Source organism: Cupriavidus sp. 05T41 (assembly GCF_056396525.1).
In genome coordinates, this window is the sequence record NZ_JBFTLQ010000093.1 from 1 (window position 1) to 26,655 (window position 26,655).

24 protein-coding genes and 3 pseudogenes are annotated in these 26,655 nt (G+C 60.6%); 17 read left to right on the forward strand and 10 right to left on the reverse strand.

Features of this window, described 5'->3' with window-relative positions:
* Positions 1-309: 309 nt before the first annotated feature.
* The gene (locus AC1DKV_RS34385; protein WP_441650264.1) at positions 310-669 is read right to left on the reverse strand and encodes a hypothetical protein; all 360 of its coding nucleotides are present in this window, start codon (positions 667-669) and stop codon (positions 310-312) included.
* Positions 670-970: 301 nt separating this feature from the next.
* Here AC1DKV_RS34385 and AC1DKV_RS34390 point away from each other — a divergent pair, with 301 nt between their 5' ends.
* The 5 genes and pseudogenes from AC1DKV_RS34390 (at position 971) to AC1DKV_RS34410 (ending at position 3,787) form a co-directional block, all read left to right on the forward strand.
* A complete protein-coding gene (locus AC1DKV_RS34390; RefSeq protein ID WP_477139103.1) occupies positions 971-1,501 on the forward strand; it encodes a GbsR/MarR family transcriptional regulator in 531 nt (176 codons plus the stop codon).
* A gap of 150 nt (positions 1,502-1,651) precedes the next feature.
* Entirely contained in the window at positions 1,652-2,134 is a 483-nt protein-coding gene (locus AC1DKV_RS34395; protein ID WP_477139104.1) for a DUF2269 family protein, read from the forward strand.
* Positions 2,135-2,195: 61 nt separating this feature from the next.
* Positions 2,196-2,549, forward strand: a pseudogene (locus tag AC1DKV_RS34400) (NAD-dependent epimerase/dehydratase family protein); the annotation flags it as partial.
* A 60-nt stretch (positions 2,550-2,609) separates the two neighbouring features.
* Positions 2,610-3,296 carry a saccharopine dehydrogenase family protein gene (locus AC1DKV_RS34405; RefSeq protein WP_477139119.1) on the forward strand — a complete coding sequence of 229 codons (687 nt, stop codon included), beginning with the start codon at positions 2,610-2,612 and terminating at the stop codon, positions 3,294-3,296.
* 2 nt (positions 3,297-3,298) lie between these two features.
* A complete protein-coding gene (locus AC1DKV_RS34410) occupies positions 3,299-3,787 on the forward strand; it encodes a hypothetical protein (RefSeq protein ID WP_477139105.1) in 489 nt (162 codons plus the stop codon).
* A 445-nt stretch (positions 3,788-4,232) separates the two neighbouring features.
* On the opposite strand, the gene AC1DKV_RS34415 is transcribed toward AC1DKV_RS34410, so the two are convergent.
* A complete protein-coding gene (locus tag AC1DKV_RS34415) occupies positions 4,233-4,586 on the reverse strand; it encodes a hypothetical protein (RefSeq protein WP_441623552.1) in 354 nt (117 codons plus the stop codon).
* Between the two features lie 221 nt (positions 4,587-4,807).
* Positions 4,808-4,894 (reverse strand): annotated as a pseudogene (locus AC1DKV_RS34420) (BBE domain-containing protein); the annotation flags it as partial.
* 893 nt (positions 4,895-5,787) lie between these two features.
* Between AC1DKV_RS34420 and AC1DKV_RS34425 the strand changes: the two are divergent.
* The 4 genes from AC1DKV_RS34425 (at position 5,788) to AC1DKV_RS34440 (ending at position 10,332) form a co-directional block, all read left to right on the forward strand.
* Positions 5,788-6,036, forward strand: a complete 249-nt coding sequence (locus AC1DKV_RS34425) for a hypothetical protein (protein WP_441623554.1) — start codon at positions 5,788-5,790, stop codon at positions 6,034-6,036.
* A 1-nt stretch (position 6,037) separates the two neighbouring features.
* Positions 6,038-6,232, forward strand: a complete 195-nt coding sequence (locus tag AC1DKV_RS34430; protein ID WP_441623556.1) for a hypothetical protein — start codon at positions 6,038-6,040, stop codon at positions 6,230-6,232.
* A gap of 377 nt (positions 6,233-6,609) precedes the next feature.
* Positions 6,610-8,640 carry an RNA polymerase sigma factor RpoD gene (gene rpoD / locus AC1DKV_RS34435; protein ID WP_477139106.1) on the forward strand — a complete coding sequence of 677 codons (2,031 nt, stop codon included), beginning with the start codon at positions 6,610-6,612 and terminating at the stop codon, positions 8,638-8,640.
* A 1,125-nt stretch (positions 8,641-9,765) separates the two neighbouring features.
* Positions 9,766-10,332, forward strand: coding sequence for a lipid-binding SYLF domain-containing protein (locus tag AC1DKV_RS34440; RefSeq protein WP_477139107.1), 567 nt, complete (start codon positions 9,766-9,768; stop codon positions 10,330-10,332).
* Between the two features lie 286 nt (positions 10,333-10,618).
* Here the strand turns inward: AC1DKV_RS34440 and AC1DKV_RS34445 are convergent, their stop codons facing one another.
* Together AC1DKV_RS34445 and AC1DKV_RS34450 are read right to left on the reverse strand one after the other, a co-directional pair.
* On the reverse strand, positions 10,619-12,073 hold the full coding sequence (locus AC1DKV_RS34445; RefSeq protein ID WP_477139108.1) for a DUF2252 domain-containing protein: 1,455 nt from the start codon (positions 12,071-12,073) through the stop codon (positions 10,619-10,621).
* A 41-nt stretch (positions 12,074-12,114) separates the two neighbouring features.
* The gene (locus AC1DKV_RS34450; RefSeq protein ID WP_477139109.1) at positions 12,115-13,809 is read right to left on the reverse strand and encodes a SulP family inorganic anion transporter; all 1,695 of its coding nucleotides are present in this window, start codon (positions 13,807-13,809) and stop codon (positions 12,115-12,117) included.
* Between the two features lie 986 nt (positions 13,810-14,795).
* Between AC1DKV_RS34450 and AC1DKV_RS34455 the strand changes: the two are divergent.
* Positions 14,796-15,155: pseudogene (locus AC1DKV_RS34455) on the forward strand (SulP family inorganic anion transporter); the annotation flags it as partial.
* 161 nt (positions 15,156-15,316) lie between these two features.
* A complete protein-coding gene (locus tag AC1DKV_RS34460; RefSeq protein ID WP_477139110.1) occupies positions 15,317-16,534 on the forward strand; it encodes a hypothetical protein in 1,218 nt (405 codons plus the stop codon).
* Between the two features lie 393 nt (positions 16,535-16,927).
* Here AC1DKV_RS34460 and AC1DKV_RS34465 read toward each other — a convergent pair whose 3' ends face one another.
* From AC1DKV_RS34465 to AC1DKV_RS34475, 3 genes are all read right to left on the reverse strand, one after another.
* Positions 16,928-18,319, reverse strand: a complete 1,392-nt coding sequence (locus AC1DKV_RS34465; RefSeq protein WP_477139111.1) for a type II toxin-antitoxin system HipA family toxin — start codon at positions 18,317-18,319, stop codon at positions 16,928-16,930.
* Between the two features lie 9 nt (positions 18,320-18,328).
* Positions 18,329-18,670: a helix-turn-helix transcriptional regulator gene (locus tag AC1DKV_RS34470; protein WP_477139112.1), complete on the reverse strand. Its 342-nt coding sequence runs from the start codon at positions 18,668-18,670 to the stop codon at positions 18,329-18,331.
* Positions 18,671-19,091: 421 nt separating this feature from the next.
* Positions 19,092-20,012, reverse strand: a complete 921-nt coding sequence (locus AC1DKV_RS34475) for a lysozyme inhibitor LprI family protein (protein WP_477139113.1) — start codon at positions 20,010-20,012, stop codon at positions 19,092-19,094.
* Between the two features lie 200 nt (positions 20,013-20,212).
* Between AC1DKV_RS34475 and AC1DKV_RS34480 the strand changes: the two genes are divergently transcribed.
* The 4 genes from AC1DKV_RS34480 to AC1DKV_RS34495 all read left to right on the forward strand — a co-directional run bounded on the left by AC1DKV_RS34480 (position 20,213) and on the right by AC1DKV_RS34495 (position 22,579).
* Positions 20,213-20,461, forward strand: a complete 249-nt coding sequence (locus AC1DKV_RS34480; RefSeq protein WP_441623573.1) for a hypothetical protein — start codon at positions 20,213-20,215, stop codon at positions 20,459-20,461.
* Between the two features lie 33 nt (positions 20,462-20,494).
* Positions 20,495-20,764, forward strand: coding sequence for a hypothetical protein (locus tag AC1DKV_RS34485; protein ID WP_477139114.1), 270 nt, complete (start codon positions 20,495-20,497; stop codon positions 20,762-20,764).
* Positions 20,765-21,157: 393 nt separating this feature from the next.
* Positions 21,158-22,003 (forward strand): transporter, encoded by an 846-nt coding sequence (locus AC1DKV_RS34490; RefSeq protein ID WP_477139115.1) that lies wholly within the window; start codon positions 21,158-21,160, stop codon positions 22,001-22,003.
* 354 nt (positions 22,004-22,357) lie between these two features.
* Positions 22,358-22,579 (forward strand): GDCCVxC domain-containing (seleno)protein, encoded by a 222-nt coding sequence (locus AC1DKV_RS34495; RefSeq protein ID WP_477139118.1) that lies wholly within the window; start codon positions 22,358-22,360, stop codon positions 22,577-22,579.
* Between the two features lie 26 nt (positions 22,580-22,605).
* Here the strand turns inward: AC1DKV_RS34495 and AC1DKV_RS34500 are convergent, their stop codons facing one another.
* Positions 22,606-22,749, reverse strand: a complete 144-nt coding sequence (locus AC1DKV_RS34500; RefSeq protein WP_441623578.1) for a hypothetical protein — start codon at positions 22,747-22,749, stop codon at positions 22,606-22,608.
* 251 nt (positions 22,750-23,000) lie between these two features.
* Here AC1DKV_RS34500 and AC1DKV_RS34505 point away from each other — a divergent pair, with 251 nt between their 5' ends.
* On the forward strand, positions 23,001-23,429 hold the full coding sequence (locus tag AC1DKV_RS34505) for a hypothetical protein (RefSeq protein ID WP_477139116.1): 429 nt from the start codon (positions 23,001-23,003) through the stop codon (positions 23,427-23,429).
* A 318-nt stretch (positions 23,430-23,747) separates the two neighbouring features.
* Here AC1DKV_RS34505 and AC1DKV_RS34510 read toward each other — a convergent pair whose 3' ends face one another.
* A complete protein-coding gene (locus tag AC1DKV_RS34510; protein ID WP_045243030.1) occupies positions 23,748-23,912 on the reverse strand; it encodes an FmdB family zinc ribbon protein in 165 nt (54 codons plus the stop codon).
* Between the two features lie 408 nt (positions 23,913-24,320).
* Between AC1DKV_RS34510 and AC1DKV_RS34515 the strand changes: the two genes are divergently transcribed.
* On the forward strand, positions 24,321-25,901 hold the full coding sequence (locus AC1DKV_RS34515; protein WP_477139117.1) for a hypothetical protein: 1,581 nt from the start codon (positions 24,321-24,323) through the stop codon (positions 25,899-25,901).
* The last annotated feature ends 754 nt before the right edge of the window (positions 25,902-26,655 follow it).

A 26,655-nucleotide genomic window follows, 5' to 3' on the forward strand; every position in this document is an offset into this window, starting at 1 on the left:
TTGAACCAGAGCGTCCACAGTGGCTTGCAGTTCGCTTCGTGTGTCCATGATGTTGCTCCGCGCAGGTGACATGAGAACAAGCATTAGCTCGCAAATGCAATTGTGCAAGCGAGCCCGGGGCCCGTGGCCGGTGCTTTGGTGGCCGCCCGGCGTATCATTTTGCAGCGAAAGCACGATCACCCCATTTAKGGAGGCGAGCGATCCGGGCGCGGCGCCGCCGGGAAGGCGTGGCTCGCCCTCTTTGTTTAAATTTTAATCAAATCGGTTGACGCCGTCGGCACTCGGCCCCCGCGCGGCTTGTCCACAGGCTTATCCCGTGGCGCAGTGGACAAATCCTCGCCCCCCTATTCTCTTCAGGCCGGCCCCGGCTTGAACTTGGTGCGCGCCACCGGCGCCCGGCGCCAGGCGGCGCGACGCGGTGGCTTCGGCTTGGGCACGCTCGGCGCGCCGCAGCGCCGCGTCCAGTTCGGCCTGCAGCGCTCCTTGTGCCGCCTGCCCTTGTCCGAGCGCCTGCTGTGCCTGCGCCAGTTGCTCGCCGAGCGCGTCGCGCTCGGCCTGCAAGCGTGCCCGCACTTCGGCACCGGCCACGGCGGCGGCTTGCGCCCTCGCCTGCACGGCCGCCAGTTCGGTGCGCAGGTCTGCCACCGCCTGCTCACGGCCCCTGACCAAGATAAGCCCTTATGCTCTGCAGAGCATAAGGGCTTATCTTGGTCGCAGGCCTGGCCCAGACATGGAATGCATCCGGACGGCGGCTTTACGTCAGACTGCGGCCGTCGATGGCGGGGGCCGTACGGCGCAAAGGGGCGGCGGACGTTCACATGCCATTCACTCTCCTCGCGTCATCGGCCATTTGTGCCGCTAGCCGCAATTGCATGCCACCTTGCGGGCCAGCCAAGACTCGCGATTAAGCTACCGTTCTTCAGTTATTTCTGTCTTGACAGAAATAACTGAAGAACCTAGGCTTCAAGCCATGGAACTCACACCCGTCTCCGAACGCTTCATCCTGCACTGGGGGGAAATGGGCACCCGTTGGGGCGTGAACCGGACTGTCGCGCAAATCCACGCCTTGCTCTACTTGCTTGGTCGCCCGGTCACTGCAGATAACATTGCCGAGACGCTCGGCGTTGCGCGCTMGAACGTCAGMAACAGCCTGAAGGAACTTCAGTCTTGGAAGCTGGCGCGCGTTGTCCACATCATGGGCGACCGCMGCGACCACTTTGAAACGTCCACCGATATCTGGGAACTCTTCCGCCTGATCGTGGAAGGCCGCCGCCAGCGCGAGCTCGACCCAACGCTGGCCACGCTGCGGGATAGCCTTGCAAGCCCGGAACTCAGCGAAGAAGACCCGGAAGTGCAAAAGCGCATCCGCAACACCCTGACGTTCCTTGAAACGGTCACCACTTGGTCCGACGAGATGCTGCGCATGAAGCCCGATACGCTGATGAAKACATTGGGTCTTGGAGCGAAGGTGAGCCGAACGGTGAGGCGCCTCAAACAGTAGTCTGCAGGGACGGTGCACGGGCGAAATGCTCGCTKGCCCGTGATTTCTGTCTACGTGGAAATTTCAGAATGAAAAAGACCGGATGACGGCATGCCCTTGACAGCAGTCAGTTCGGATCCTCGGCCTCATTGACAAGAAAGCAGCGGCGCCATGAACGCCTATCTGGCCGTCAAGGCTCTTCATATCATTTCTTCCGTTGTGCTGACTGGCACTGGATTCGGAACCGCGTTCTATTTCTTCTTCGCGAACCGGACGCGATCTGTCCCGGTAATTGCCGCGGTTTCCCGGCTTGTGGTGCGTGCCGATTTCTGGTTCACTGCGCCGGCCGCAGTCTTTCAACCGTTGTMCGGGCTCTGGCTTGCGCAGGCGGCTGGATGGGGGTGGGAGACACCGTGGCTGATCGGATCAGTGGTGCTGTTCTTGCTCGCAGGTGTCTGCTGGCTGCCGGTCGTAAAGCTTCAGCTTCATATGGCCGACATGGCTGCCCGAGCCCAGGCCGCCGGCCAGACTACATTGCCGCCGCGCTACTGGCGTTGCGCGCGGCTGTGGGAATGGCTTGGATATCYGGCCTTCGGCTCGATGATTGCAGTGTACTTCCTGATGGTGACCAAGCCCACATTGGCGGGGCTATGAACAGCACCGCCAAGATCATCCCGGCGCTTGCGGTAAGGATCAAGCAGACAGGGGAGCAGAAATGAGGATCGTGGTAGTTGGCGGCACAGGCAATTTTGGGGCGCGAATCTGCCGGAGCCTCGCGGCGGACGCCCAGCATGAGATCATCGCCACGGGACGCAGCGAGAGTTCAAGGGGCACGCCGCCATGCACGCTGGGGGTGCGCACCGCCACGCTAGATATCCTCTCGCCCAATTTCCGGACGGACTTTGCTAAGCTGCGACCAGAGTTGGTCGTCCATTGCGCCGGGCCATTCCAGGGTCAAGACTACCGCGTCGCTGAGGCCGCATGCGCGCTCGGTGCACACTACGTAGACCTTTCCGATGGCCGCGATTTCGTAGCCGGCTTMGCAAAGCATCTGGACATCCGAGCACGCAGCGCCGGAATCTGCGCCGTCAGCGGGGCAAGCAGCGTTCCCGCGCTATCCAGCGMCGTCGTGGACAAGCTTTCCGCAGGCTTCTCCCGGATGGATTGCATCAGCGTGGCGATTGCACCGGGCCAGCAGGCGCCCAGGGGCGTAGCCACGCTCAAGGCTGTATTTAGCTATGCCGGCGCACCTATCCCGAGGTGGGAAGACGGTTCATGGCGGGAGGCATATGGCTGGCAGGATCTGCGCACCATGATGTTCCCCGGCCTGGGTACGCGCCTGGCCGCCGCTTGCGATGTCCCTGACCTCGCGCTATTTCCACAGCGCTACCCATCCGTGCGGACCGTAGAGTTTCATGCAGCACTCGAACTGCGGATCCAGCATGCGGTGCTCTGGCTTGCAGGCGCGCTACGCCGGCACGGTCTGGCCGTTCCCCTTGCGCGCGGCGCGCGACTGCTCGACCGCATGTCAACGATGCTGCTGGACCGGTTCGGCAGCGAGAACGGGGGCATGCGGGTCAGTGTAAGCGGCGTGCGTCCGGATGGGACACCGGGGCAGTCGATATGGCACCTGACCGCACCACACAAGAACGGGCCCGAGGTGCCCTGCATGTCGGCATTGCTGGTCACGCGCAAGATGCTTGCTGGGCCGCCGCCCTTTCTTGGCGCCCGCGCTTGCATGGGGTTGCTCGACCTGGCGGAATTCGAGCCGCTGTTCCGGCAGTGGGGTATCAGCACATCTGTCGAGGAGCAATGACGATGGCCAGACGACGCCTAATCCTGACCATGCCCGGCTCAGCCGTCGACGCCTTCGAGGTATTCCACAACCACGAAAAGCGCCTTCTCTGGGATACCCTGCTCTCATCGGCCCATGTTGAGGGAGGTGGTACATATCCTTATGTCGGAGCGATTACCGCCAACACTGGACGCGGCTGGATGCGTAGCCTMGCGATGCGTACGCAGTTTGTGAGCTACCGCCCACCGGAAATTGCCGCCGCGGCAAGTGTCCGTCCCTCGGGGCTGATTGAGTTCTGGGCGGCGTCGATGCGCCACCGGGATATTGCGGCAGGCCAGTCAGAGTTGATCTATACGTTCAGCATCAAATTGCGGCCATCCCTGCGCATCTTTGACCCGCTGGCGGCATGGGTCTTCGAGCGTGAATCCCAACGGCGGTTTGCGGCGATGGCGGACTATCTGCGCCGGATAGCCCATGAAGCAACAATTGACTTATCCGCGGCAAATKACTGATCACGAGCGGGCGTACGTCCGAATGGACCGACAAGCGGCAGACATTTCAGCGTGAACAAGAGATAGCCACGGCCTGGCGGTGGTCAGCCGCCCGAGACCGGCCATGAAACGCCGTTGCCCCCGCGATTCCTCGGTCGTTCGAACTTCGGCCCCCGACAAGCTGACGGACTCTCAATTGGCCAGCGATGCATATCGCATCGTTGGCGGTTGCGGGCGGTCGAGGCGGCGCAGCACGCGCCTGACAGCCAGCGAAACTTGACGGCCAAGTGCGCCTGCGTAGTGCCCCGACGACAACTCGCCCTTTCCACCGGGAGCCGTAGGGGCGAGTTGTTCCACGGCCGCAGTGGGCCGACTGGCTGATCTGCCACGAGCCGGAGGCAGGCGCATGTTCCCGCGCCTAAACAACGAAGCGGCCCGGACAAATCGCCCCGTTGCCGTGCCCTGCTCAGGACAGGCACTCCCCGCTGGCGAGTGCATCGCTGCGCGCRCCGTCGGTGAAGCCATCGCGCGAGCTGATGCGGCCGCCATCGGTGTAAGGATCAGGCTTGCGCATGCCGTCCTGGTACGGATCAAAGCCACGGACCGCGCACACGGACCGGCCCTGCTGTGCGACCACGGGCAACATKGTGGCCTCGGTGGTCAGGCGGTGCGCGCCATCGGTAAAAGCGTCGCGCTGGCCGGTATGTCCCGGCGCGGCAACGATCAGCGCATCAGCATATGCACCGGCGTGGGCGGTCTGGCTGAGCCCGGCGGCAAGTGCGGCAGCGGCAAGCAGGGTCTTGGCAAGAGTCTTATGCATTGCTATCTCCAACAGGGGGGTCGGCGGCGTTGCCGCGACGGCCCTCCTCGTGCAGGCGATCAGCTACGGAACGGCACTGCCCGCACGGGATCGCCTCTGCCGTGCAAGCCATTGCCAGGTGCGGACGGGCTGCCACCCCATCGTGGCAGCGGCGTCGCGCCGGACTTCTGGACCAGGGCGCAACGGCTACCCGCGCCCCATGTCGTAAGCGTGTTGCGTCCGGCGGGCCTGATGTTCTGATTCACGCGGAACAGGTTTGCCGGGTCGTACTTGCGCTTGATCTCCGCCAGTTGCGCATAGTTGTCGCGATCGAAAATGTGGCTTGAGCGCGGTGGCGACGGTTTCACTCTGAGCACCTTCCATGGTTGCCTCCTGTCCGGTTGGTATGCAGGAGTTGTATCAACCTCGGCGTTTGGAAAGTGTTAGGCGCGCCGTTATATGCACCAGTCTCTGAAGCGGCGGACCCGGAGCGGCTCAACCAGGACTAACGCCCCAGTAACGCGCACGCCCGGACGATGTCGGGCTGGTCAAAGCCTTCGATGAATCGCGCAAGCGACGCCTCGACCTCCTTATGCGGATTTGTGCGCCCCTGCGAAGTTCGCAGCGTTGTCCATGACGGGGGTACGCAGTTCACGCGGAGCGCGCGTTGGGCTGTGGCGATTTCGGTGCATGGCGCCCATGAGCCTGCGGTCCACTTTCCCCTTCGAATGACCGCTTGAGATTAGACGCAGTCGTAGAGGCTGCCCCAGGCCGAAGGGCAACTCTTGCCGACTGACACTGGCGTGGCGGATCTCGGGGTCGATCAGGCACTTGCCGGCCATAAGCAGTCATCAAGCCAGGGACTCGAAGATTGCTGCCGCGTCCAACAAGGCGGCGCGACTCAAGGCCACCTGCGGTTCGTCTATCTCGGCCCTGCCCAGGGCACGCACCGCTTCCCTGAAGCTACGCAAACCTACGCATAGCCTCAGGCGCGCGGGAATCACTCCCGGGCGGCGATGCGACGCCGGACTTGTCACAGCAACGCCCGAGGACGCGTGACAAGATTTAAGCGGCTACAAGTGCCTAATAGATATCTTTGTGGTCTTTACCTTGGCATCKACACCGATTCACAAAATCCACGCGTACACTTCACTTCTATAACTTTTCCTACGCGAGTGCAAAAAGTCATGGCTGTTGGCTACGAATTCCCGTTTCCGTAGCCATGAAGCGGCACGAGGCCGAGTACCTGGCCGCCTTGCAGTCCTATTCCCGTCCGGCGCGGGATCTCGTTGGCGTGCAGTGGATTGGCGAAGGAGACTACCGCTTCTCTTTCAAAAGCGACGACGCGATGTTTCGGTACTGGGATGCCACGCCGTGCGTCGCTTTTGGCTTCAAGATGGCGGAACTGGCGCTGGAGGTAGAACTGCGGCACGAAACCGAGTTCATCGCTCGCTACGACCAGATTGCGTAGCGTGAACGAACAGGTGGACTTGATGGGCAACGACCTGACCACGCTGATCATCATCTGCATGGACGCCGGCGGCACGATCGCGAACAAAAAGCGCAAGCGATATGCGACACGCGTACCGGAGCGCTACTTCGATGTCATCGAAAATGCCGTGCGCGAGGTGCTTGACGACGTTGATGCCGACGGCTCGTCCTTCTGAGTCCCAACATTAGGTGACTGCGTCAGACGGATCTATCAGGCCGCTGAAACTCGATCCATCCCCTCTGAGAGCAGCCGTCCCGGGCCACGGCCAGAGACGGCATCGCCCGTTTTACGGCGTGTACCGCGGCGCGTAGCTGGCCGCGCGTGCCGCCACCGTGAGCCTGAGCCGGCCCATCATCTGCCGCGTGGCGTCACCAATGACTGGTAACGGCGAGACTGAAGGCCATTGCCTGTTGCKCCGCACAACGAGGTCCAGTATCATTCATGGTCCCCCATTTTGCGCACACCGGATTCCTGCGGGAGGCATTCCGGCCTCGACAGTCCGTGCGTCATTCCACGATTTCGTTCGCACCCCGCAGGCGTGACCCAGCCGTCATGTCCGCGACGATCGTCGGCCTACCCGGCCAGGAGAATAGATTGGCAAATCCGGTTCGCGCCGACTCAGCATCCCGCTTGATCGAGATCACCTCCAAGACCAGCCGCCGCAGGTCGGCAGGAAAGACCCAGGCCGTCGCAATACCGCTGGACATCGTGTCTACGCACCGGGATGAGGAGCGTCAACGCCAGATGCGAGCGCTGATCGCGCTTGGCCGTGAGCGCGGTTATCTCACCCACGCGGACATCAACGATCACCTGCCTGACAACTTTACGCAAACCGCTGCGATGGAGACGATCGTCAGCACGTTCAGCGACATGGGGGTGGCCGTGTATGAGCAGGCGCCGGACGCGGAGACGCTCCTGTTAAGCGACGCCGCGCCTGGCGCGGCAGCATCCGACGATCAGGCGGCTGAGGAAGCGGAAGCKGCGCTGTCGACTGTCGATTCCGAATTCGGCCGCACGACTGATCCGGTCCGGCTCTACATGCGCGAAATGGGCGCAAATCAATTGCTGACCCGCGCCGGCGAAATCGAGATCGCAAAACGCATCGAAGGCGGCCTGCAGGACATGATTCAGGCGATCGCCGCGTGCCCGTCGATCGTGTCAATGATTCTTGCCGATGTGGACCGCATCGTCGCTGGCGAACTGCGTATCGACGAACTGGTCGACGGCATCAGCGACCACGCGGACGAAGGCGAAATGACGCCAGAATCCGATGACGGTCCAGTGGAGGCGGACACCTCCGACAACGACCCGGACGATGAAGACGTTGAAACGGATGCCGGGGATCCGGACAAAGCGAACGCAGTCCGTCTTGAACAACTGACGATCGACAGTCTTGCGATATTCGCGCGCGTGCGTGCCCTGTTCGAGCAGATGCCGGAAACACCCGTTACTGGAAAAGCCCGTTCCGCAGCCGTGGCGCAAGTACGTTCGGAGATCCAGCGCGAACTGGCGCCGATCCGCTTTACGGCCAAAACGATCGACCGCCTGTGTGCCAGTGTGCATGAACAGGTTACCGAGGTTCGTGCGGTCGAGCGCAGCATCCTGGAGATCGCCGTCGAACGTTGCGGCATGCCACGCGAGGCGTTTGTCGATTCGTTCCCGGGCCACGAGACAGACCTTGAATGGACCAGCCACGTGGCTGCGACTTCGCAGCGGTTTGGCGCGGCGCTCGAGCGACATCTGCCGGCCATTCAGGCCTGCCAACAGAAGCTCATCGACATCGAGGMCAGGGTCTTGCTGCCGCTCCAGCAGCTCAAGCAGATCAACCGCCAGATGAGTTCTGCCGAGTTGAAAATGCGGCAGGCCAAGCGAGAGATGATCGAAGCGAATCTCCGTCTCGTCATTTCAATTGCCAAGAAATACATGAACCGCGGCATGCAGTTTCTGGATCTGATCCAGGAAGGCAATATCGGCCTGATGAAGGCGGTGGACAAGTTCGAATACCGGCGCGGCTGGAAGTTTTCGACGTATGCCACTTGGTGGGTCCGGCAGGCTGTCACGCGCGCGCTTGCCGATCAGGCACGGACGATTCGGGTGCCGGTGCACATGATCGAGACGATCAACAAGCTGAACCGGATCTCGCGCGAATTCCTGCAACAGACTGGCCAGGAAGTCCATCCCGCCGTCCTCGCCGAACGCATGGAGATGTCCGAGCAGAAAGTGCGAGATATCCTCAAGCTCGCGAGGCAGCCTGTCTCGCTTGAGACCCCTGTGGGCGACGACGCCGACGCTACGCTCGGCGACATGATTGAGGATGTCTCTGCGAGTTCACCGGCTGAAGCCGCGATTCAGGCGAGCCTGCGCGCAGAGATCGATGGGGCACTCGGCGAGTTATCGCCGCGCGAGGCCAAGGTCCTTCGGATGCGATTCGGACTCGATACTACCTCTGAGCACACGCTTGAAGAGGTCGGCAAGCAGTTTGACGTGACCCGTGAGCGAATCCGTCAGATTGAGGCCAAGGCGATGCGCAAGCTCAAGCATCCCAGTCGCGCTGACAAGTTACGGCTCTTTCTGGAGCGTTGAGAAAAGGCACTGGCGCGCCCCTTCTCGACACCCTGCGCCAAGCCGGCAACGACCACGCAGCCTGTTCGGCGCAAACTTTGCGCAACTCCTCCTCGGGGTCATCGTACTTTCCAAAAAAAAATGGCGGTAGCAGACCGCAGAGCCGCCTGTAGCAAGGTTTTCCGGCGCAATGCATCACGTGCCGCCGGAGTGTTTGCAAACGCTTGATAGATAAGCCCATTCCTGTGCATACCGCCAGAAAATGCAAGGAAAGTACGATGACCCCTATATGGCAATACCTAGCGAAAGCCATGACCTGCATCAGCTGGACGACTTTGTTGCGTCGCTAGCGCTGTGGGCGTCGTCCCGGGTCGAGCTAGGAAAGCAAGGCGAAGCGACCGTCGTGGAGGACAAATGGAGGCCAACGAATGAGGTATGTAGAGGCCGGCCCCGTTATAGGCAATGCGTCTCGATGTCGGCGGCCCCTTTTGTGGCCGGGTTACAGTGATTCTMTGATCTCGGACCTTCACATAAGATGCGACGCCTCGTGGGGGCATACTTGTGAGGGCGAGGCGTCCCCTAGGCTGCCCTTCTCCTAGCCTCAGCGCAGAGCAATCTGGCCCAGGCCCCCTGCGATAATCCGGGTGCTGTCGAATTCCACCAATAGCTCGCGACCGTTCGCGGCACGGTCACGGCCATCTCCGCACCTGAGCGCACGACGCGCGTGACCGGATCAGCATTTTAAGCAAGCTTCCGACATCATTGAAACGAAGGTTGCTTGTCCGGAATTCCGAAGCTGGGTTGCGGCGATGCTAAGAGCCGCCGGCGTGATTGGCAGCTCACCCTTGCCAACTTCGCCGAGCAGTACCAGGCCGTCCTGCTGCAAAGAAGATGGTGGGGCCGGCGAAGCCTGAGGCTGGCGACCAGCGAGGCGTGGCGCGCGCGCGGTACCCGCTTCCGGGCGAACTGCACTACTACTCGATCGGAGGATTTTCCCTGAGCCCTATCTCGCCTATCCTGATATCTAACTACAACAAGCTCACGAGTCGACGCTAACTGCCTTGGTCGCGGCAGAAAAATTGAAAAGACGTAGCCACGTGGATGGTGCTGTACACGATAAATTTCAACCATGATGGAKAACAAATCATGCTTAAACGTCTGATATCGATTCTCACAGTCTTGTCGTTGCTGTTACCGATTTCCTCTGCCTGGGCGGACGAGTATACGGACACGATCAAGCTGTTCAGGAATGCGGGAGAAAGTGGCGAGCTCCTAAAATCTGCTTACGGCTACGCCGTATTTCCCACGATTGGCAAGGGAGCTGTCGGCATAGGAGGGGCCCATGGCAAGGGCCGTGTGTACGAAAAGGGAAAGTATATCGGCGACACTTCGATGACCCAGGTGACCGTGGGCTTTCAGCTTKGCGGCGAAGCCTATAGCGAGATGATCGTGTTCGAAGATGAGCGGGCGCTCAAGGAATTTACCGGCGGTAACTTTGAGTTTGGCGCAGATGCCTCCGCGGTTGCGATCACAGCGGCAGCGGGCGCGCAGACAAGCACGACGGGCACTTCTGCGCGTGCGAGCGCCGGCAAGAAAGACGCCAAGACTGCGGGTGGCTATCACAAGGGCATGGCGACATTTACAGTGACCAAGGGCGGCTTGATGTACGAGGCGAGCATTGGCKGCCAGAAGTTCAGCTACAAGCCTCATTGACTCTCACTATAAAGGGCAAAGATTGCCGCCAGTCAAAGTCGAATACCAATACTAGTCCCACCAACCATAGGATGCGCAKACGAGCAGCGGCGCCGAGCGGTAAAACTATCGAGGCGCCGCGTGCGACATCGGCACTCGCGAAAGAATGAACGGCGCGTAATCGGTCGGCTCGGTAGGACGCCCCGCCCGCGTCGACCAAGTAGGCGGCAGGAACGATTGGCGTCGGGCGCGGGGCGAAACGGTCGGCAGCCGGCTATAAGACAAGGGAACGCGGTACTGCCAGTATTCATTCGCGCAGCGCCTGCACCCTCCCTGACTTCACCGCCGCCTTCAGGGCCGACCAGTCCATTTCATTGCGCTCGGTGTAGGCAATGGCAAACTGCTGGATGGCTTCGTCGAAAGCATCCGACTTACCCACATACCCAAGGATCGTGGCGGGATCGCCGGCCTTAGCCATCGAATGGGCCAGCGCGTGCCCGCAAGACACTGCATACTCGCTGAGATCCTTCGCGTTGAAGGTATTAAAGTCGAAAGCGCCCTTCATGTCGCGCAACTGACGCACGTAGAAGTCGTTGCCCGTTGTGCGCACCCTGGACCACCCGAGGAAGATGTCGCTGGACGACTGCAGCAGGCGCTGCCCGTTCACGACTCGCTCACCGTGGTTGGGGAACTTGCTCGCTGGCAGGTATCTCTCCAGCACCGATGCACGTGCCTCCTTGACCTGCAGGAAGAGTGGACTCCGGCCATCCGCCATGAAAAGCGCCTCATAGCAACGCGTGCCAACCKAGCCCACGCCGACGACGCGCACCGCCGTGTCGACCAACTCGTAGCGATCAAACAGTGCGCGTACCGAACCCGTCACAGTCAGGCGATACTCGGCAAAGAAGCGCCTGACAGTATCGTCGAACTKCTTCGCTTCCTTCTGGCTCTTTACGGGAAAGTGATAGACCAGAGGTGGCTCCTCCTTGATGCGCAGCTTGCCGTTGACAACTGCCGCGGTGTGGCTCAGCACGAGCCGCGACGATTGCTGCCTGGCCTTGCTGATCACTGCCTCCTCTTTTTTCCGCTCCTGGACTGTGTCCGCAATGGCCAGCATGTTCTCGGCACCAAACTGGTAGTACCAGACGTCGAGCGTGTCCATCGCGCTGAACGTGGTCATGCACTCGCGGAACGTCGCACACAGCCGGCGCACAATGGCGCGCTGCTCTCGCGTGCCAAGGCCGCGTTCGCGTCCGGCGATGACGAAGGATGCGGCCAGCCTGCGCACATCCCAGTCGAATGGTCCGGGCAACGTTTCATCGAAATCATTCGGCCCGAACAGTATCCTGCGCTCGGGACTGGCGAACAAGCCGAAGTTTGCCAGGTGGGCGTCACCGCCTAGCTGCACGATGATTCCCGAATTGGGCAACCTGGCCAGGTCGAAGGCCATCAGCGGCGCGGCCCCGCGATAGAAGGCGAATGGACTGGCCACCATGCGGCCATAGCGGATCGGTATGAGGTTTCGCAGCCTGCCTGCATTGGAAGCCTCGAGCAGCGCAATCGGATCGCKGTCCGCCAGCGTACATGTTGCAAGCTGGGCCCGCGGCGCAAGCCGACGTGCGGCCCTTCCCGCGTCGATGCGCGATGCCCGTGTGCCGCGGCCACCAAACAGCTCAGAGAGATCCTTGTGCACTTGGGCGGCATGCGGCTCCGCGTGCACTGCCGACGATCCATCTCGTTGCAACTCGGCAGTCTTTGGCATGGCATGCTCACTTKAACTCGAACGGCGCGTGATCGTGTATGTCAACCCGGCGTGCCGGCAGACGCTGGCCCTGATGCAGGCGGAGGCCGATCACGCAGGGCTTTGATGGCGTCGTCCACGGTCACGAAGACCTCCTGCCGCCCGGCGATKCCGCCAAGGGTGCGATAGCGCTGGAGTTCGTCAAGTACGCCTTCGGKAATGGCGACTGCGGCGACACCTATGCCGCGCCGTTCCAGCTCCTGGCGAAGCTGCTGCAACGTCTTGCCGGCGCTATAGTCGACGTTGAAGATTTCCGAGGCATCGATGATGACCCAGTTCACCTTCGAGCCCGTTTGATCGATCAGCCTCAGCACCTCCTCCATGAAGCGGCCCGCGTTCGCGTAGAACAGATCGGCCTCGAAGCGATAGGCGACGATGCCCGGTGAGGCGAACAGGTCTGGCGCCACTTCATTTGCCGTCCACTGACCGTTCGGGTGCGGTGTCAGCACTCGGGTGCGCAGGCGGTAGCTATAACGCGTATGGTCGATTAGGGACAACARCACGGCGGCAAGGATGCCGTGCATGACGTCGACAAAAACCACTACGCCCGTCGTGATTAGGGCAACCACGAACTCATCCTTCTGCAAGTTGTAAAGCTCGGTCATGCCTTTCACGTCGATCAGCTTGACGCCGATCATGAACACGATTGCCGAAAGGACGGCAGCCGGCAGGAAGCTTAGCGGCCCGGTCATGAACAGCAGCACCAGCAGCACGATGACGGCGGTCGTCAGGTGGGCGAACTGGGTTCGACCGCCTGCATCGTCGATCATCTCCGTCTTGGTCGGGCTCCCGTTGACCACGAAGGTGCCGGTCAGCGCGGCCACTGCATTTGCGCCGGCAAGGCCAACGATGTCCTGGTTGTCGTCGCCGCGCTCGTTGTACCGGTTGGCGTAAGCCCGTGCGGTCGCGGCGCTCTGCGCGATGATGACAATGAAGCAGGAGGCGGCGGTTATCAGTACCTGTTCCAGGTGCGCGAGATGCAGCGGCGGTAGCGACAGCGATGGCAATCCGCTGGGCACCTTGCCGACCAGCTCGATGCCGTGCTTCCCGAAATTGAATGCCGCACTGCAGGCGATCGCGCCGACCACGGCAATCAGCGGACCGGGTACACGTGGCGCCAAACGTTTGCATCCCAGGATCACTGCCAGCACAAGGAACGACAGGGCAGCCGTGACATAACTGGCCTCGCCAATGCGCTGAAAAACCGAGGCKAACTGCATGAGCGGCCCATGTCCCTGTTTGGGCAGCCCGATCAGCCCGGCAAGCTCGCCAACAGCGACCTGTACGCCGACACCGGTCAGGAAGCCGATCAGTGCGCTGCGCGACAGGAAGTCGGCCAGGAACCCCAGGCGAAGGATGCGCGCCAGAACCAGCATGACGGCAACAGCGAGTGCAACGGCGCTCGTCAGCCCGACATATTCCGGACTGCCAAGCGTCGCCACCGCAACCAGGGAACTGGCGAGGATGGCTGCGGTTGCGGAATCGGCGGCAACAACCAGATGGCGCGACGCCCCCAGAAGGGCAAAGACCACCAGCGGCAGCAAGATCGTGTAGAGGCCCGTGACGGTCGGCGTGCCCGAGATCTTGGTGTACCCCATCACTTCAGGGATCCCGAGGGCGGCCAGTGTGATGCCGGCGATGATGTCGTGCGGCAGTTGCGCGCGATTGACCGGCAGCAGCCCTTTCAGGAGGGGCATGCGACTTGGGGGTGCAACGGTCGGGGAAGTCGGCATGATGTCGTGCGCCTCCAAGTGAGGTTGCATGATCCGGCCCGTGCGGTCGCAAAGTCGCTCGACTGACTAACCCGCGGGATTCCCATGCTCGGGTCGTAAATCCGGGGGGATACTCTTACCCCCGCGCTTCCATCATAGCGTCACATTTGCGTCAGACAACGAGCAAGTTCGGTCCACGTTTTGCCGGCCGGCGGACCAGATCCTTGATGTCCATCTGGCAAGCAAGCGCGCKACGCAGGCCGCGGACTTCCGCCTCTCGGCCGATTCCCCCCCGCGACGCGGCATTCGGGTCTTACAGCTTGCTGCCTGCTTATCCCCGACTCGGGATCCGCGCGGCGCACGTCTGTGTGACGAAAAGAAAACTCCAACATAACGTGCCGCACGCCAATGGCGTGCGACGTTATCGTGGCGAGGCGTAATTCCAAAATGCCCGGGCCCCATGCGACGMAGCCAAGCGTMCTCAATATTCGTACCACTCTTGTCAGCCTGGCAGGATAAAACATGCTCCAGAGAGACTTTTGTGTGAGGGTTCCATGGGTTCTAAGATTTTTCKGGACTTCAATGGCTTGGCAGACCTGTTGCTACGAACTCAGTTACAACTTACACGCCGCGTGCCGACGTAGGCACCTAATGCGCGACCGATCCCCGCGCTCTGACCATGGCGAGATGAGGGGTGGAGGCTCTTCCCATGTGTCGGGAAATGCCAATATGATTTTTGCTGCCGATTTCATGAACCGCCCACGGATGTCCCACCTCGCGTAGTGTCAAAGCCGGCTCGCCCCGAATACGCAAGAGGGGATGGTTCCCAGCCTCGATTTCTGGAATCAATATTCTCCTTTCCGGAAGCGCGCCCTGCCCTACACTATTGTCCAAATGGGTAGTAAAGACGGCACGCCTGTGGCCGGCCCGTTCTGGCTCCCCGTCTCTTGGTTCTGACGAAGGGAGGAGCCGTGACTGAAACGCCCCGCACTGCTGGCGAAGTCACCAGCGGCGCTTCCGTGGGCCGGTGGCGCGCGGTACTTCCTCCAGTTCAGTGGTTTTCCACCTATCAGCCGCAATGGCTGGCGCACGATGCCATTGCCGGCGTGACACTCGCCGACTACGGCATCTACTGCTATCTCGTCGGCGGTCTGCTCTACGCGTTGTTCGGTGCGTCCCGCCAGCTTGCGATCGGTCCCACCTCCGCAATCTCGATGGTCGTCGGGCTGAGGGTGGCAAGAATGGCTAATGGGGATTCCGCCCGCTGGGCGTCCATTGCCGCGCTGACGGCGCTGCTCATTGCTGCCATGTGCCTGCTGGCCTGCCTGCTGCCGTCGTATGCGGAAAGCGTTTCCGCAGCGCGTGCGCTTGCGCAGACGAACGGCTACGAGATCGTGGCGTTGGCTAAGCGTATGCGCAGCCGTATTGCGCCGCCTGACTGGGTTGTTGAAATGACTGGTGAAACGAAATGAGTAGCGGCCGAAGCTTTKGATTGAAGCGAACGCAGCCCGCAGCCACTTCCGGTGACGATATTCTGCGAGATCGGAAAAATTTTTCGCTGGTCTTAGGAGGGCCGCTCTATCAACTGCTGCGTCGGACACACTTGTCCGACGATGCATTGCTATTGGCGCGCCAACGCATCGTCTTCCTATCCCTCTTCGCGTGGTTGCCGCTTCTGTTGCTCTCTGCCTTCGAAGGAAGTTTGTTGGGCAAAGGTGCGACGGTGCCGTTCCTGATGGACATGGAAGTTCACCTCCGTTTCCTTGTTGCAGTACCCTTGCTAATCGCTGCGGAACTGGTGGTGCACCGGCGCCTACTTGGTATCGGCCAGGCGTTCACGGAGCGGAATTTGATCCCCGAAGCCGCTACGGATCAATTTGATGGCGCCATTAACGCGGCATTCCGACTGCGCAATTCCGTGCTAGCGGAGGTGCTGTTGGTCGCCCTCGTATATGGAGTCGGCGTCCTGATCATTTGGCGTCATTATACCGGCCTCCAAGCGGCCACATGGTACGCATCGCCTACTGGCGGCGGCTTGACGCTCACACTGGCCGGCATCTGGTATGGCTACGTGAGCTTGCCGCTTTTCCAGTTCCTGCTAATTCGATGGTATTTCAGGCTATTCATTTGGATGCGCTTTCTCTGGCAGGTATCGCGCATTAAGCTGAGCCTGATTCCGACTCATCCGGATCGTGTCGGTGGACTCGGCTTTCTTTCCAATACCGTCAATGCCTTCGCACTGCTTCTCGCGGCGCATGGAGTCATGCTTGCCGCAAATCTCGGTAATCGCATTTTCTTCCTTCGAGCAGCGCTACCGGAATTCAAGATGGAAATCGTTGTAATGGTCGTCTTTCTGCTGGGTGTGGTTTTCGGCCCGTTGCTGGTATTTGCGCCTCAGCTTGCACAGACGAAGCGGATAGGCCTGAATGAGTATGGTGCTCTGGCAGAACGCTATGTGCGCGAGTTTGATACCAAATGGCTACGTGGTGGCGCGCCAATCGACGAACCCTTGGTGGGTAGCGGCGACATTCAGTCGCTTGCCGATCTGGCCAATAGTTTCGAGGTGGTACGCGGCATGCGCCTCGCMCCTATCACTAGGGATGCCATTGTGCAACTTGCGGCGGCTGTCCTAATTCCAATTGTACCGCTGGCACTGACCATGATGCCCCTCGAAGAACTGCTAAAGCGCCTATTCGGACTCTTGTTMTAAATTGCGACGCTCCTGTCCTCCGGGAAGCATCAGGGGTTCGTCCTGGTGAAACACCACACACTCGCTGGCATTGTTCAAACGGTCTTTCGAGCGGGAAGAATCGACCACGGAGGAAGCTGAGGCGTTTGCACAAGCGGAAGCCAGAATGGAGTGGCGGCTTGCTTGGCTGCGTCGACGGCATMGGACAGCTTGGGGTAATCGTGATTTAATCCGACACCGCCATTGTCCGGAAAGAGTCGTGGTTGCGTCCTGCGGGCCGTGCCGAAGAAGCGCCACAATTCGCGGCACTGTCTGAGGGGGAGGAGATTGTTGGKGATTAGCGGTCGATGGGCCTGCAGCCCCGTGTGACTGCCAACCCTGTCGGGAAACGGCAAGGATCTCCTCGCCGTTTTTCTATGCTGCCTTGGCTTCCGCGCCGCGCCGGATGTCCTTCTCCAGCGGCGGACTCGCAATGTCCGAGAGGCTTCGGACGGCCTGCTCGAGCGTGCGAATCAGATCCGGGGTGGCTCCCAGGCCTTCATAAATGTTCTTCCAGCCCCGCACTGCACTCCATACCCGGCGAATCACGTCGAGCGCCTTAGGCCGGTCCGCCACGAAAGCAGAGAATTCGCTCATCGCATTGTCGAGGGTTGCAAGCTTCCCCTGCGTGCCCACGCTCAGGTGCAGGCGGCGCTCCATGGAGACGGACGCCCGCGGCACGACGTCATACAGCGGGCTCAAGCGCCAGCCCTGCAGCTGCGTGTCGTAGGCAAACGCGTGGTTGCGCAGGTGGTCATCGTCGTTGGTCAGGAAGATGTTAAGCACCATGCGGGCAAACAGCTCCTCGTTGTCGGCTTTCACGCACGACGCAACGACCTGCTCGCGAATCGTCTGGGCCAGATCCTTGTAGCCCTTGGCCATCGACTCCATCTCCGGGCATCCCATCAGGGTCAAGGCGCTGACTTGCGCTATGCGGCCTTCGGTATAACCAGGCATGGGCTCGGTGTCGTAGCCGCGCGCCATGGCCGAGAGCGCTTGCCCGGCCGGCGCCCAGTAGCGGTCGAACMGACGGATCATCAGCACCGGCTTGCCCCCGACCGCGATCATCTTCACCGGCKGAACGGAAAGCCCGGCGGTCCGCGCGATCTCCAGGGCGCCGGCCTCGAGGACTGCCATGTTGAGCGTGTCGGTCTTGGACGGGAACTTGGCCAGCCACAGGACGCTGTCGGCCTCCCGCACGGAAGCTTTCGGGCGCGCGCCGCCGGCCGACGGCACGCCGCCKAGGTATGGCAACAGGTTCGCCGGAATGGGCTCGCCGCTCTCGACCGCGTCAGCCRCCTGCAAGAGGTATGGCAGATCGATCAGCCCCCCGGCCCCCTTGTGAGCGGGGCTCTTTGTGTCCTCCCGCACGTCCAGCGCACCAACGCGGTCGCTGCCGGCCTCCAGCAGGTAGGTGAATTCGTCGAGCGAGTTCGGCGCGGCATTGAGCCGCGCCTCGATGACGCGGCGGCCCCAGGCATCGGGCGCAGCATCGCGGATCCCCCCAAATTCGTTCACCTCGGGCAGCGGGTACCAAACCGTGCCGGGCTCCGCCTGCCGCGCCTGCGCCAAGGTGAGCGCGCGAGGGTCTACCTCGATGGCGTTCGGCCGCTGCAGGTAACGCGTGCCATAGGCGAAGCTGACGGTTTCCCGACCCGCGGACGCCTCGCGACTGAGCAGTCCTGCGGGCACGAAGTGATGCCMTTCCGCCTGATCGGCGATGTGGGCGAATACCGCTACCTTGTTGGGAGCGCGACGAGGGGCCAAGGTTTATCCTTAGAAATCGAGTTCACGCAGTTCCGCCTTGCTTGCGGAGCGAATGCGCTGTGGCAGCTTGCGCGCATGCAAGGCGATCAATGCCGGCACATCGCCTKCCAGGAGCGCCTGCAGGGTGACTTCCGGCGACAGGGCATGAACATAGCGCAGGAGCTGCGTAAGAGTCCGTCCCGGATCACCTTTTTCGATCAGGATCGCGGTTCCCCGGGAGAGCCCGGCGCGCGCAGCAACATCCGCTTGGCGTAGCCTCAGGCCTTGGCGCAGCTGAGTGATACGCTCACCGAGCTGCTCGGCTTCAGTGAGCCGGKAAAGAGGCAGAAGTGGAGATTCGTCTCGTTTCATGATGTCCGTAATCCTGAACTATAAGACGCTTTAGGTCTGTGATTACGAACATGGTAGCGATGGGGGTGCTTGTGGTCAAGACCGGAATATGTTCGCAAACTTAGACTTTATCTTGATTAAGGTCCATGATTGCAAACATTTCATATCGTTTCGATCCATCCGTCTCTCGACTTGGCTAGTGTGGCGTTAACGTCATAAATCACCTCAGCGAGTTGGATCCAGGGGAGGCTTCCTGGCTGGCGCTTGCCGAAGAAGAGGGCTGGCCGCCCGAAAGAGGCGGCGTCATCGTCCCACTTCCCAGGCTCGGACAGGCGGAATCACCTCATGTCGCGCGCCACTCAGGAGCGCCGTTTTGCTGCGGCGCCGGGTGACGCTCACGCTCTGGCGATTGAGCATGGCCAGCGTCGATCGACACGTCATTTTATGACCGCATCCGCTTTAGCTCAGCGATGCGGCGATGATAGCTTAGAAGTAGACAAGCCTTATCACCACACACATTGCGAGAATTGCGAAGCCATGCTCTCTGATCCGCTCGTAACCGATCCTTGTCAGGCGATGATTTTATCTTTTGATAATAGATTTCTGTCAACTGTCTATCAATACGAGCAAGTTCCGCATCCCCGCAAACAAGCTGCGCTTTAATAGATATGAGCTTGCTGCAATCAAGACTTCTCATCAACGCGATCTTCGTCTCGTATTGAACTTCCAGTAGCCCTGGCTTACAGAGCCCCTGCAGCGACTTACAAGCGACGTCGCGCTCGACCCATGCCATGTCTCGCGCACCATATTGCTTGACGAAACGATTGATACCTGCGTGGCTGATCCCTCTTTGCATTGCGTTGGCCGCGATTATTTCGTTGCAAAGCGAGTCATCGGTATAGGTTCGTCCTTCGCGCCGATAGCAACTGTGAAAACCGAGCAGCCCCGTACCAACAACACTTCGGCGTTCTCCGGAAGCGAACAGGATAGAAGCGCAAGCAGACGCGCACCTGGCATTATCTGGAACTATTGTATAGACACGTACTTCATCCATCGCATCGACGACTCGGAAAGCAGCCTCGACATTTCCTCCMGGACTATTTAAAACAAGGGTAACAAGTCCTTCGTCATCACGGTCAGCTATTTTGGCGAGCGCCAGAAGCTTATCTGCATCACCATTCTGAATCCTTMCCTCCCCGATAAGCATTTTCAGCTTAAGTTGGGGTTGGTAATAGATCTTGAAGTCCATCCCCAGCACCACACCGGGAAACATAAGCATAGCGACACAGAGCCAGGCAAGCATCCGGAGGATCAGGTTTTGCGCCACCGCGTTACTGGCTGCTAGGTGCTGAGTGCTKCGCATACACTTTCCCTCGGAATGTCAGAGGCCGCCGAACGCCTTGTCCATTTCAGTGGAAAGGACGGGCCATATCCATGTGCCCGCGAGTTGTCCGGTAATGAGACCTTGCCGAGCGCACATAGCCCATGTTCGACCTCGACCCATTATCGCGGATTGAAGGGCTGTTCAGGGGCCGGCAGCGCCGACTGGCGATCGGTTGACCGATGTCGCTTGCCGGGCCATCAAGCGATATCCCCGCAAAAGAAACGCGCGCCGCAACTGACGTGGGATCGTCGGCCACTCACGAACCATTGCCACCCTTTGAGGAATGGCTTGCGCATGGGAATTTGTTCTCGGCGACACTCATTCGTGCCATCATCGGCTGCGGGCAAGGGATGCTTTCTTTTGTCGGAGGAGGCTTCTTCAGTCTGGCTCTCTACGAGCCTGCGAAGGCGGCGTTGTGCGACAACTGACCGCCGTTTCTACCCAGCACGGAGGAGGTGAAAATGGTCKAATCACGAAATGGACTTTGGAGGCGGGCGGGCGCAATGCTGGCCGCCGCCGGACTCCTGGCGCTATCGGGGGCTGCCCTGGCCACCAACCAGTCGCAACAGCGCCAACAAGGCAGGGACGCAAACCAGGCTGCCAAACAGGAAGCGCGCGCGGGCAAGGTCGACTGCCGGGCTGCAAACCAGAAGAGCAACTCCCAGTGCCGGCAAGACAAGCGCGACACAAAGCAGGAGGGCCGCCAGGAAAAACGGGACATCAAGTACTAGCGCGGCCGATGCTGGCCAACGAAACGATGATACGAATTCGTGCGACCGTTTCGGGCGCGGCCCTGCTCATGCGCAACCGGCCAACTACGGTCACAGGACTGCGCTCTCAGGCCGACATTCGAATGTCGGCTTCTTTCTGACAGTGCTGCTTGCGAGCAGCGTCCAGCCGATGGCGCGACGTTGTTCCGGATGCCCCCCCCGCCTTCACATATACTGGTTCAATCCAAAATCCCACGAGCAGGTAGTGATCGCTGCGTTGACCGTCGCGTTCTAAGGCTTTCATGGCGGGATAGCCGGGAGGAGACATAGATGCCAGGGTGGGACAGACCTGCCGCGTACGCACCGTGGGTCCGATGGCTGTTGCCTTGCCTTGGCGTGCTCGCCGACGGCTGTATGGCCCAGGAACTCGAGCCGCGCACCTATTCGGCGGCGCCGGTTGGCACGCATTTCCTGCTGGCAACTTATGCAAGGCTCGGCGGCGATGTGCTGACCGACCCCTCCCTGCCGATTACGGACGTCAGCGCGAAGATCGACATTTTTGCATTGGGCTATCTGCAGGTGTTCGACCTGCTTGGCCGCACGGCTTCCGTTGGCGTCGTGCTGCCCTACTCGCGCGCCAACGTCGCGGGGAACGTGTTGGACGCGCCGAACAGCGTCTATCGTGCCGGCGTCGGCGACGCCTATCTGCGTTTCGCGGTCAATCTTCTGGGCGGCGGCGCAAAGACACCGGCCGAGTTCGCGAGGCATCCGCCAGTCCCCAGCCTGGGAACAAGCCTGACGGTGGTAATGCCGAGCGGGCAATATCACGCGGATAGACTGATCAATATCGGCGCAAACCGTTGGGCATTCAAGCCGGAAGTCGGCGTCTCGGCGCCATTTGGCAACTGGTTTGCCGAAGGTGCGTTCGKGGTCTGGCTCTTTACAGCCAATGACKAATTTCTGGGCAGCAGGCAACGCCAGCAGGGCCCACTAGCAGTCGTGCAACTACATKGCGGATACCAGTTCCGGCCCGGCCTGTGGCTCGCCGCCGATGCAGGCTTCTATAGCGGAGGCAATACGACAGTGGACGGCGTCCGCAACGACGATCGCCGCACCAATACGCGGTACGGGCTGACGCTATCGGTGCCCCTCGCGACCAACTGGTCTGGCAAGGTCAGTGCGTCCAAGGGCTGGATCACCCGTGCCGGCGGAGACTACAAGACGATCACGCTGACCGTGCAGTATCGATGGATTGACTGACGGCGTCGCACTCCAGCAACATGTCGGACTTGGTGACCTCAAAGACCGAAGGGGCCGTGGCGACGGCCGGGCTAATCCTAGTCATCCTGCGCAGGCGCTGGCGCCGTGGCTGTTCGGCATCTGCATCGACCTCTGGGGCGCGCAAGCACTATGGATATCGGGCGGATTGGGGCTCGCAGCTACTGCCGCGCTGTTTGCCATACACTCTGCCTCGGCCGAGCCGGCGACAGGCGCCGTTGCTAGCAAATAGCCGCTTCACGTCTTTTCTGGTCGCGGGTTTCGCCCGATGCGCGGATGACGTAGGCAGCGGCGATGTATGATGAGTTCCAAGCTGTCCAAGACAACGTTCCAGCCATGTCCGATGTCGTTMTTCAGTCGATTCTAACGTGCCCTCATTGTGGCTACGTGGCGGCAGAAATGATGCCGATCGAAGCGTGCCAATGGTTCTATGCATGTAAGGGCTGCGATCAAACGCTCACCCCTAAGCGAGGAGACTGCTGCGTCTTTTGCTMATACGGGTCGGTTCCCTGCCCACCCGTTCAAACACATGGCAAAGGCKACTGCTGCAGCAACTAGCTGGGGCCGATCAGTGACCTCCTGGTTCAGACTCCGAAGTCCGGATAGCCAGCCGCTTCATCTTCTCCCACAGCGTATTTCCGGGTCGTGATCTCCTGCGCGGCGGGCGTGCTGATGTAGTCGTAGAAGGCCTTGGCCTGGGGCGGTGCCCCGCCTTGCTGGATCTGCAAGTAGAAGTTGCCCGAGGAGAGATATCGTGCTGTCCCACCATGTGCGGGACTCAATCACTTCCGAGCAGCGCCGCTTTTGGTMAAGACGCGTCAACCATAGCGCGATTCGCCAGATCTGCTGTCAGGGACTTGCCGATTAGMCGGCGAACACTGTATATTTATACAGTTGTGGTCGCATCCCGGAAAGCTGGCTCCTGAAGTCAAGCCCGTGCGGCGCCTGCGCTTTCTCTCCCCCACCTCGAAAGGCAATCATGTTCGTGGACCGCACCGAAATCATCAACGCCGCCAAGGCACTGCGCGCCAGCCAGGAAGAATCCAGGTACAGCAAGCTCGTTGCGCTCGCGAACAAGCAGCTCAAGGCAATGCAAACGGCAATCCAKAGGGGCAAGGAAGAATTCGAGACCAGACTGGTACTCGACATCAACGAAGACAATCCGCAAGCAGCGMTGGAACCGCGCGCGCAACGGCTAGCCGACGACCTCAGAGCGCAGGGCTACACCGCAACGGTGACCACGTTTGCCGAGGTCAGCACCGACCGCAAGAACTGGACGCCGAATATCACGGTCGCCATCGGTCTGGGCGACATGGTTTCCGAAGTCGACAGCGAGATAGCGGAAAGCACGGTGACCGACGAGACGGAGGTCGCGCTGGCTGGCGAAGCTGTCAGTGAAATGGCCTGACGGCGGCGGGCAATCCGAGATAAGGCACGGCATCACGGGGCTTCGCGGACGGTCGCGTGCGTGATGGCTGTTCCTACAAGGGAAATCTGCACGCGATCTACCAGTGGCGCCCGATGTAGGAAACCGTGGCGTATAAGGACGCGATGCCTGCGCTTTGATCGAACGAGGACTGTCACCACGCATGGCGGATCTCACTGGTAKGAACATGCTCGCGCCGTGAGCCTGTGCGCGGCTATCCCTGCTGGCTTCGTCGAGGTCGACGATCGGCCACTAGCTGCCGTTCGCCATCACGCGCGATTCACGCAGGCCTGGCAGGCCTCAACTCTTCCTGGCCGTCTTCGCCACAAACGGCGTCGGCACGTGCTGGACCGTTTCGCTGCCGCACTTGGGGCACGGCGGATGGGCCGTTGCATGTTCAGCTAGATGTTCAGCGTGGTCGAAGACCTGACCGCACTTCTCACAACGGTACGAATAGGTGGGCATGACACGCCTCCATTCTGCATGGTGCAGGGACTCGCTGCATCTGATCTGCCGGTCACTTCCCGCAGACCGTCATTTCAATTCTAGGACACCGTCGCGTCCAACACGGCCAGTCATATCGCATTGTCAGCACCGCATCAGGCACCTATCCTTCACATCACCCTCCTTCGCGCTTTGCGTGCTTATCATGGAAACATGCCCAAATCGCCCGATCGGACGACGCAATGCCTGAATAGCTGTAGTTCTTATTTGGCAGTTCTTACACATTGCCGCCAGTTTCCCTCGCCATCGGTTTCATTTTTGAAGCATCTCGCGGAGGTTGCCTATGTCGTTGCGACCCGATTCCCATAGGGTTAGTCTAATTGACTCTTGGACTGAGAGCGCTAGACTAGAGATCGACCGGAGACACTCATGCACCCACGCAACATTGCCGGTGTCGCGGTTTCAGCGTTGATGTTGGGGTCGGGTTTCGCGCTCGCCGACGAACACCACGCGAGTACCTACCAGCTAGGCAAAATCACCTTCCCCACTTCCTGCGACCCGAAGGTACAACCACTCTTCGAGCGGGGCGTCGCGATGTTGCACTMCTTCTGGTTCACAGAGGCGGGCAAGACCTTCAATGCGGTCGTCGAGCAGGACTCTAACTGCGCAATTGCTTACTGGGGACTCGCCGTTAATCTGCTGGGCAATTCGCTTGCGGGCCCGCCGTCGCTGCGCGACGCCCAGGCGGCCTCGGAAGCCGTTGCCAAGGCCCGTGCGATCGGAGCGAAGACACAACGCGAGCGCGACTGGATCGACGCGATCGGTGCATACTACCGCGACTACGATAGAGTGTCAGTGGACACTCGCCTGCAGGCTTACGCTGACGCAATGCAACGAATGACGCAGCGCTATCCGGACGATGACGAGGTCTGGATCTATTACGCGCTAGCTCTGCAGGCCGCCGCGCCCGTGAGCGACAGGACCTACGCCAACCAGCGTAAGTCGGCGGAGATTCTGGAGAAGCTATTCGCGAAGAATCCTCAACATCCTGGAGCCGCACATTACCTGATCCACGCCTATGATTATCCGCCGCTTGCCGCAAAGGGTCTCGCCGCGGCGAGCAAATACGCCAGCATTGCACCGGCGGCGCCACATGCGCGGCACATGCCATCGCATATCTACACGATGCTCGGGCTTTGGGAAGAGTCGATCAAATCCAACCAGGCGGCCCTCGAGGTTCAACCCGATTACTACCACGCATTGGACTTCATGGTCTATGCGCATCTGCAGCTATCGCAGGATGTGAAGGCGCGCGCCTTGATCGAACAAGGCCTAGCCGACGCCATGCGCAAACCGCCGGTCTTGAAGGGCAACAAGAACTCTGTTGCGGCGATGCCCGCGCGCTATGCACTTGAGCGAGCAGACTGGAAGGCGGCCGCCGCCCTGCCCATTACCTCGAACAACTGGGCATACGCTGATTCGATCACGCGCTTTGCGCGCGGTCTCGGGATGGCCCGCAGTGGCGGCTTGACGAGCGCAAAACAGGAGATCGACGCGCTCAAGACGTTGCGGGAGGAACTCGGGAAATCAAACGAGTCCTATTGGGTGGCCAGAACCGACGAGGAGATCGCTGCCGTCGCAGCGTGGACCGCACAAGCCGAGGGCAACCCCACGCAAGCGGAGCGATTGATGCGGGCAGCCGCCGATGGCGAGGACGCCAGCATCAAGAACGTGGCCATGGAGAATCGACTGTTTCCGATGCGCGAGTTACTCGCCGACTTGCTCGCCGTACAAGGAAGAGCCGGCGAAGCCCTGCGGGAATACGAGGCGGCGCTGCGGGAGTACCCGAACCGCTATCACGGCCTGTACGGCGCCGCGCACGCCGCGGACGCCTCAGGGCAACGCGATAAAGCGGTCGAGTATTACAAACGACTCCTCGTGCTCACCAAAAATGCGGACAGCGCGCGACCGGAGACTGCCGCCGCCAAGGCCTACCTCGCGGCGCACTGAGTGGGGCTCCGAACGGTCGTATCCAGCCGTTGCCGCGGCATCGGCGTGATTTGCTGCTGTCCGAACMAATCTGACATGCCCCCAAACGGCGTAGGGGCGCCAGACCCGCTGACCCCCAATCAAGTTTCCACTTGGGATACTGCGAGTGTCCGCTTTCGCGTCTCGACGCGAATATCCGCATTTGGCCGACAGCGCCAGTTGGTGCCGGTTCCATGACAGTTACTTCCTTGCGTTCCGCGGCAAGGTGTGACCGGGCGGTATGGCCCTTCGCGTTGGACGTCTCAAAGGGGTCGGTTGCAGTCCTCCCCCTACCGTTTCGGTGAATAGCGCGCGATGCAATGAAGAGGCCGGTGTTTCCACCGGCCTGCTGAGTTTGTATGTATTACGAAGTATCAATACATACGTCCCCAAAGCATTCAAAACCCTTTGCTGGCAGGCGGCCAGCAGACCATCCCCTTAACTATGCATCGTTAAGGTATAAGACTCGAGAGGTGCGTCAGTTTGATGGCCCGGAGTTTCCCGGCGAAATAAGGCAGTGGCTTGGCGTTCAGTCCTTATGGACGCGACGCCCGTTACGGTCTGCCCACAGCAAGTAGGCCGAAAGCAGACTGACTCTAGTACTTAAATAAGTGCGCGAATATGTATAATCGTCGTCATGGAGCGCACATATAGCACTGGAAAGGCTGTCGACTTGCTCGACGTGTCTGTGAAGACTTGCAGCGATGGGAGCGCGAGGGTCGGTCCAGTGCCGCTC